The 7,242-nt window shown below is 43.2% G+C and carries 4 protein-coding genes; 3 read left to right on the top strand and 1 reads right to left on the bottom strand.

The features are described 5' to 3' along the window. The first annotated feature begins 140 nt into the window (after positions 1 to 140). Together JGK14_RS23505 and JGK14_RS23500 are read left to right on the top strand one after the other, a co-directional pair. Positions 141 to 701, top strand: a complete 561-nt coding sequence (locus tag JGK14_RS23505) for an REP-associated tyrosine transposase (protein ID WP_293187102.1) — start codon at positions 141 to 143, stop codon at positions 699 to 701. Positions 702 to 1,203: 502 nt separating this feature from the next. Further along, on the top strand, positions 1,204 to 5,271 hold the full coding sequence (locus JGK14_RS23500; protein ID WP_325315550.1) for a two-partner secretion domain-containing protein: 4,068 nt from the start codon (positions 1,204 to 1,206) through the stop codon (positions 5,269 to 5,271). A gap of 120 nt (positions 5,272 to 5,391) precedes the next feature. Here JGK14_RS23500 and JGK14_RS23495 read toward each other — a convergent pair whose 3' ends face one another. Then, positions 5,392 to 5,691, bottom strand: coding sequence for a hypothetical protein (locus JGK14_RS23495; protein ID WP_293243426.1), 300 nt, complete (start codon positions 5,689 to 5,691; stop codon positions 5,392 to 5,394). Between JGK14_RS23495 and JGK14_RS23490 the strand changes: the two genes are divergently transcribed. Further along, on the top strand, positions 5,681 to 7,174 hold the full coding sequence (locus JGK14_RS23490; protein WP_293275073.1) for a CHAT domain-containing protein: 1,494 nt from the start codon (positions 5,681 to 5,683) through the stop codon (positions 7,172 to 7,174). The genes JGK14_RS23495 and JGK14_RS23490 overlap by 11 nt on opposite strands. Positions 7,175 to 7,242 lie beyond the last annotated feature (68 nt).

Below are 7,242 nucleotides of genomic sequence, written 5' to 3'. Positions count from 1 at the left end.
TAAATTCAATGTATTCTTAATTTTTGGGCTGGGTGGGGGCGGGTTTTTATAATTGTCGTTGGGTGTCATATATTTCGGTGAACCCGCCCCTACAGGATGGTGATATAATATTCGATATTGTGTTGATTACAAAAAAAAATATGAAATACAATCCCAATATTCATCATCGTCGTTCTATTCGTCTCCCCGGATATGATTACAGCCAACCTGGTGCATATTTTGTGACAATTTGTATTTGGCAACGTCAGTGTATATTAGGTGACATTGAAGAAGAAAATATGCTATTAAGCCGTTACGGTGAAGTAGTCAACTTTAATTGGTTTAATCTCAAGACAGTATATCCTCATATAGAATTAGATTCTTTTGTCATTATGCCGAATCATTTTCATGGAATCATCATCATAGAAAATCAGGATAAACGTCATGGGTTATCGGAAATTGTGAGAGGTTTTAAAACATTTTCTTCCAGTCGTATCAATCAACTACGCCGTGTTTCAGGAATCCAGGTATGGCAAAGGGGTTATTACGAACATATTATTCGCGATGAGACAACGTTTGCCAAAATTCAGGAATATATTATCAACAATCCGTATAAGTGGGAAACCGATGAAATGTACCCATCTAAAAAGTTTTGCAATTCCAAGAGAATCAATATTAAATTAGACAGTAAAAATGTATTATTGATGAATTTACGATCTTAAAAACAGAATTCGTAAGGGCGGGTTCGCCAGCGAAGTTGTCACTCACAAACAATCTCAAAAACCCGCCCAACCCAACCAATAAGCCCCAAAAACCTCCCCGCTACATGGTTGAATTCAATGTATTCTTAATTTCTGGGTGGGTGGGGGCGGGTTTTTATAATTGTCGTTGGGTGTCATATAATTCGGTGAACCCGCCCCTACAGGATGGTGATAAAATATTCTTTATCGTATTTTATGCCCAAATTCGTAGGGGCGGGTTCGCCACCGAATTTGTCACTCACAAACTATCTCAAAAACCCGCCCCAACCCAACCAATAACCCCCAAAAACCTCCCCGCCACATGGTTAAATTCAATGTATTCTTAATTTTTGGGCTGGGTGGGGGCGGGTTTTTATAATTGTCGTTGGGTATCATATATTTCGGCGAACCCGCCCCTACAGGATTGTCCTGATATTGATTGTCAATTAATTTATTATCATCATATCATCTACTAACAAAAACCATGAAATCAGCGGACAAAAACAATCTATTTTTCCTAACATTCCTCTCCTTCAGCACCTTAGCAACTTGGGAAACAGGACTTTTCACCCCATCCCAAATAGCCACAGCCCAAATCACCCCCGACACTGACGGCACGAATACTCAAATCACCCCCAGTGGCAACCAATTTAACATCCAAGGCGGCCAACAATCCAGCGACGGTACAAATCTATTTCACAGTTTCCAACAATTTGGTTTAACTCAAGGACAAACTGCTAACTTTATCTCAAATTCCAACATCCGCAATATTTTAGGGCGAGTTGTCGGCGGCGATGCTTCCATAATTAACGGCTTAATTCAAGTTACGGGCGGCAATGCCAACTTATTTTTAATGAATCCGGCGGGGATTGTTTTTGGTAAAAATTCGAGCTTGAATATTCCCGGTTCTTTCACCGCAACGACTGCGACAGGAATTGGTTTCGGCAATAACTGGTTTAATGCTGTTGGCGCGAATAATTATGCACAATTAGTCGGAAATCCGAACAGTTTTGCTTTTACAAATCTACAGCCGGGAGCAATTATCAATTTAGGTAGTTTGGCTGTGAAACAGGGACAGAGTTTAACTTTGTTGGGCGGCACGATTGTGAGTACGGGACAACTTGCTGCACCCGCAGGCAATATTATTGTTGCTGCTGTACCCGGTCAAAACTTAGTGAGAATTAGTCAGCCAGGAAACTTATTGAGCTTGGAGATTCAACCGCAATCTGTGGCTGGTAGTTTGCCTCAAACTTGGGTGTTGCCAGTTACATCTTTGCCACAGTTGTTGACGGGTGAAGGGATAAGTGTAAGAGAAGTGACAGTTAATTCTCAAGGAGACGTAGTATTAACTGGTTCGACGACTCAATTAAAAAATGGAGATGCTTTTTTCAACGGAACTATTAGTACGTTATCTACAACTGATAAAATCAACAGTGGCTCCGTACTTTTACAGGCTCTCGGTAATATTATTACAACAGATATTAATACTAAATGGTTCGGTGCATTAGGCAGGGGAAATTCAGGCAATATCACTATTACCAGCACAGCAGGAGGCATAAACACTACTGCTGGCACTTTATCTAGTTATTCGTATAATGGCAATGCTGGTAATATAACACTCAATGCTCAACAAAATATTGTCACTGCTAGTTTAGAATCAGCACTAGATCAATATGTCACTGGTTATGTCAAAACAGGAAACTCTGGTAATATTTCGATTACTAGCACGGGAGGCTCCATCGATACCAGTGCTGGAGGTTTAGACAGTAGAGCAAATAATGGTAATGCCGGTTCCGTTACTCTACAAGCTAAGAATAATATTACTACTGCTGAGATAATAACTCTTCTCTTGGGCGGGACAAGTGGCAATAGTGGCAATATTTCGATCGTAAGTACAGAAGGAAGCATAAATCTTAATGGTGGTAGCTTACATAATAAAAATTCTCAACCAGATAATTTTGCTTACAAATTAGATACAGGAATTACATTCGGAAAAGGAGGTTCTATTTATCTAGAAGCTAAAAATGATATTACAACTGGCATAATTTATACTAGAGTCACTAATAATGGCGTAGGGATTAGCGGCAATATTTCTATTTTAAGTCGAACAGGAAATATTAATCTCAGTGGTACACAGATATCAACCAATTCTGACAATAATAACGGTGGTGTAATCAGATTGGAGGCTAATGGCAATATTAATGGTTATCAAATTTCTACGACTGGTAGGCAAGAAGGTGGTGCAATAAGTCTCAAGAGTGGTGGTTCGATCAATTTGGATTCGCTCAATGCCGATGGTGAAAACAGCAAAGGTGGAAATATTACGGTTCAAGCTCAAAATGGTATTCAAATATCACCGGGTAATCCAATTTTTTCTCGTTCTTCTGGGGGAAATGGTGGTAATATCACATTATTTAATACTAATCAAAATATAAGCATTGGTAGTGCAAATACCGAGTCTAAATCACAAGGTGGCAATATTGACATTACTAATACCAATGGTAATATCAATACAAATCAATTGGTTGCCGGTGCTTATGTACCTGCTTCTCCCCCATTCACAACTCAAACGGGTGGTAATATTAATGTAAGTGCTGGCGGCAATATTACTACTACTATTGTTGCGTCACAAGCTCAGCAACAAAGCGGTTCAATAAATCTTAATAGTAATGGTTCTATAAATACTCAAAATCTGTTTACTGTAGGTAATAATAATGGTGGAAATATTACTCTAAAAAGTGGCACTACGATCAATACCACTGCTGGACTGATCAATGCAATGGGTGGTAATAATGGCGGTAATATTTCCCTCGAAGCCACCGGCAATATCAATACAGGCGGAATTGGCAGCGCTCTATTATTAAGCGGATTTAACGCTAATAGTGGTAATCTTCGCATTCAAAGCGGCGGTAATGTTAACACAACTGCTGGCCCAATTTTTACTGCGGCAGCCAATGGTAGAGGTGGAAATGTAGCCATAGATGCTAAAGGAACTATGGCGACTTCTACTATCAATTCCCGCACTTTTTCTACCAATACTAATGTGATTGGTGGCAATATCGATCTCACGGCAAAGGAATCAATTACTGCGGCGGGAAATATCGAGACTAACCGCAATAATATTACATTTAATGCTCCGTTAAGATTGGCGAATGACCTGTCTGTAAAAATCTCTGGTACAGGTGATATTACTTGTAAGTCTACAGTTGACGGGCCTTACAATCTGACGGTTAAACCTGATACGGGAATGGCTCAATTTTTCGCTCCTATCGGTAACGTGACTCCTCTCAACAGCGTCAAAATTGAAAATGATATTACAAGAACGACTGTCGCAATCAATATTTCTACAACTAATAATATTACCACGCAAAATATTACTTCTCCGTTGGGAATTTCTTTGTACAGTGAGAAGGGAGCAATTCAAACGGGGAATCTTAATTCTAGTTCCTCTACTAATGGTGGAAATATTAGTCTAAATGCTGGTGGCAATATTACTGTTAATCAAATTGACAGTCAGAGCATGGGTAATGGTAGAGGTGGAGATATCTATGTTTGGACTGAAAAGTTTTTTCGATCAATCAATTCTTTTTCAGATAGAAATGGGGTTGCTGCTAGCATTTCGTCTGCTGGAGATGCTGGGGATAAAGGCGGTACAATTTTGCTGCGTCACGGCGGTAATGGACTGACGCCTTTTATTGTTGGCGATTCAACAACTAATGGAACTGCTGGTGCTATTACTCGGGGAAATGGCACGTCTTCACAAATTTTGTCTGGTAATAGATATTTTTATACATACAAACAGGATACAGAAAAGATTGAAATTCGATCGACCCCAGAGCCTCAGCCATCACCTACACCGACTCCTTCAGCAACGCCGACTCCTGCGACTGCAACTACTCCAGCGACTGCACCTGCAACTACTCCAGCGACTGCGCCTGCAACTACTCCAGCGACTGCGCCTGCAACTACTGCCTGCAACTACTCCAGCGACTGCGCCTGCAACTACTCCAGCGACTGCGCCTGCAACTACTCCAGCGACTGCGCCTGCAACTACTCCAGCGACTGCGCCAACAACCGCACCAACTCCCGCACCTTTACTTATACCCAGACGCCAGCCACCACAGGGTTTATCCCCCGCCGCAACTCCCACCCCAACACCGGAAAGCCCGATCGCAACTCCCACCCCAACACCCGATCGCCCGATCGCAACTCCCACCCCAACACCCGAAATCCCATCCCAAACACCCGCAATCTCGATCGCAACCCCAACCCCATCCCCAACACCCGAACCCCCGCCGATCGACCTTTCCCCCATCCAAGAACTGCTAAACACCAATTTCTTCACGCTTCCGCCCCGCACAACCCGCACACAGCCCTCAGCCCCAACAATACCAAGCGCGAGCGATCGCATACCCGCCGCACCCACAATTCCCCCGATCGCCCAACTCACCGCCCCGATCGCACCTCCAAGCTCGATCGCACTTGGAGGTGCGATCGCACCTCCAAGTGCGATCGCACCCAATCCAACACCCGCACCCCTACAATCGCCTGACAATCCCTCTGTAGCAGCAATTCCACCTGTAATTGCACCCTCTTTCTCTCCCATTCCCGCACCCATTCCCCCAGCCGCAGTAGCACCCGCCCAAAGCGAAAATCCGCAACAAGATTTAGCTTATTTAATTGGCAATTTATTAGGAGCAAAAACCACTATCACCCCAAATCCTGAAACAGGAAGCAGCACTTTTAACTGGGCATTTACTGATCCAAAGAACAACTTTTCCCTCACACCACCGCCCGTTGAAAAACCGAATCTTACTTTAATAACGCCTCCTGAAAACCCGCCAGAAAAACCGCCCGAACTTGGTTCTTCTGCTACAGAACAACCCGATGGCTGGATAGTCTTAACTCCTACTCCTGCGCCTACTATTGAGCCACCCGTTGAGGCGATCGAGCCTAATTCCTTGGCAAGCATTCCCGAAACTACTCCGCCGCCAACTCCAGCACCCGCACCAATTCCAACTCCAGCACCCGCACCAATTCCAACTCCAGCACCCGCACCAATTCCAACTCCAGCACCCGCACCAATTCCAACTCCAGCACCAACTCCAGCAGCCCAAACTCCCCCACCCGCAAATATTCCCAATCTTTTTCCCTTAGAAATTAGCAGATTTAGCGTTGAACAAGCTTTAGATCAAGGCAATGCTGATGAGGCTATTGCCTTAATCGATAAACTCTTTGAACAAGACTATGAAAACTACTTTAAAGAAGATTTTACTGACAAAAGAGTCAATGTTGAGTATATCAGAGAAACTCTGAAAACAATTAAGACAGAAACCGGAAAACAAGCCGTAATCGTTTATGCCTTCGCCAGTCTCGAATCATTGTCGCTAATATTAGTAGTTCCCGAAGGCCCTCCAATTCTGAAATCTATTAAAGTCAATCGTGTAAACTTGAATAAAATCGTAAATGAATTTCAAAAAAATATCTCAAATCCAGATAGTCTTGAAGATAAAGACTTGGCAAATGCGAAGCAACTTTATGATTTATTTGTTGAGCCAATTTCTAAAGAATTAGCAGAATTAAATATAGATACGCTAGTTTTTTCCTTCGATGCAGGTTTGCGACAATTGCCCATAGCAGCTTTGCACGACGGGGAGCAATTTCTAGTACAAAAGTACAGCCTCGGCTCAATTCCCAGTGTCAGCTTGACTAGCACTAATTATGAAAGCTTAAAAAACGCTCAAGTTTTAGCAATGGGCGCTTCCCAATTCCCCCATACTAATAAACCAAAGTTGCCTGCGGTGCCGATCGAATTATCTGCGATCGCCGGTACCAGAAGCAACAGCCAAAATGCTGGTGAATTACCGCTGTGGCGCGGCCGCTTTTTTCTCAATCAAGATTTTACCGTGGAAAATCTCACCAAACAGCGGCGGCAGCAACAGGCTTTTGAGATTGTTCACCTAGCTACTCACGCCAGCTTCCCGCAACATCAAAACGGACGCAAGGAGGCTGAAATTGACCTGTGGAACCGCTCTTTGGCTCTGGATAAATTTCGGTTGGCGAAGTGGTACGATCGCAGGCAAGTACAGTTATTGGTGTTGAGTGCGTGCGAAACTGCGATCGGCGACAATACAGCAGAAATGGGTTTTGCTGGACTGGCAGTCCGCAGCGGTGTAAAATCAGCTTTGGCGAGTTTGTGGAAGGTTAATGATTTCGCGACTTTGGGGCTGATGACTGAGTTTTATGCTAATTTGCGATCGACTCCCATTAAGGCTGAAGCCCTCAGACAAGCTCAACTGGCGATGATTCGCAAACAGGTCGCGATTAAAGATGGTAAGTTGGTGGGGAGTCAAAAAAGGGCGATCGATCTTACTCGGGCCGGACAAGTACCAAATTCAGATTTATCTCATCCCAAATTTTGGGCCGGATTTACACTAATTGGCAGTCCTTGGTAATCAGCTAGCGCGCATCTAATTTTAATACCAAATTGTCAAAAAATCTTTTTTGCAAAAATGAGATGCTC

Source organism: Microcoleus sp. PH2017_28_MFU_U_A, assembly GCF_020738035.1.
In the GTDB taxonomy this organism is placed as follows: domain Bacteria; phylum Cyanobacteriota; class Cyanobacteriia; order Cyanobacteriales; family Microcoleaceae; genus Microcoleus.
The sequence above is the reverse complement of the archived record's forward strand: the minus strand, read 5'-3'. Positions and strand labels throughout refer to the sequence as shown.

What these genes read in the sequence shown, in the direction of transcription:
- JGK14_RS23505 (WP_293187102.1), top strand. Translation starts at nt 141, where the DNA reads ATGAAATACAATCCCAATATTCATCATCGTCGTTCTATTCGTCTCCCC.
- JGK14_RS23500 (WP_325315550.1), top strand. Translation starts at nt 1,204, where the DNA reads ATGAAATCAGCGGACAAAAACAATCTATTTTTCCTAACATTCCTCTCC.
- JGK14_RS23495 (WP_293243426.1), bottom strand. Translation starts at nt 5,691, where the DNA reads ATGCTTGCCAAGGAATTAGGCTCGATCGCCTCAACGGGTGGCTCAATA.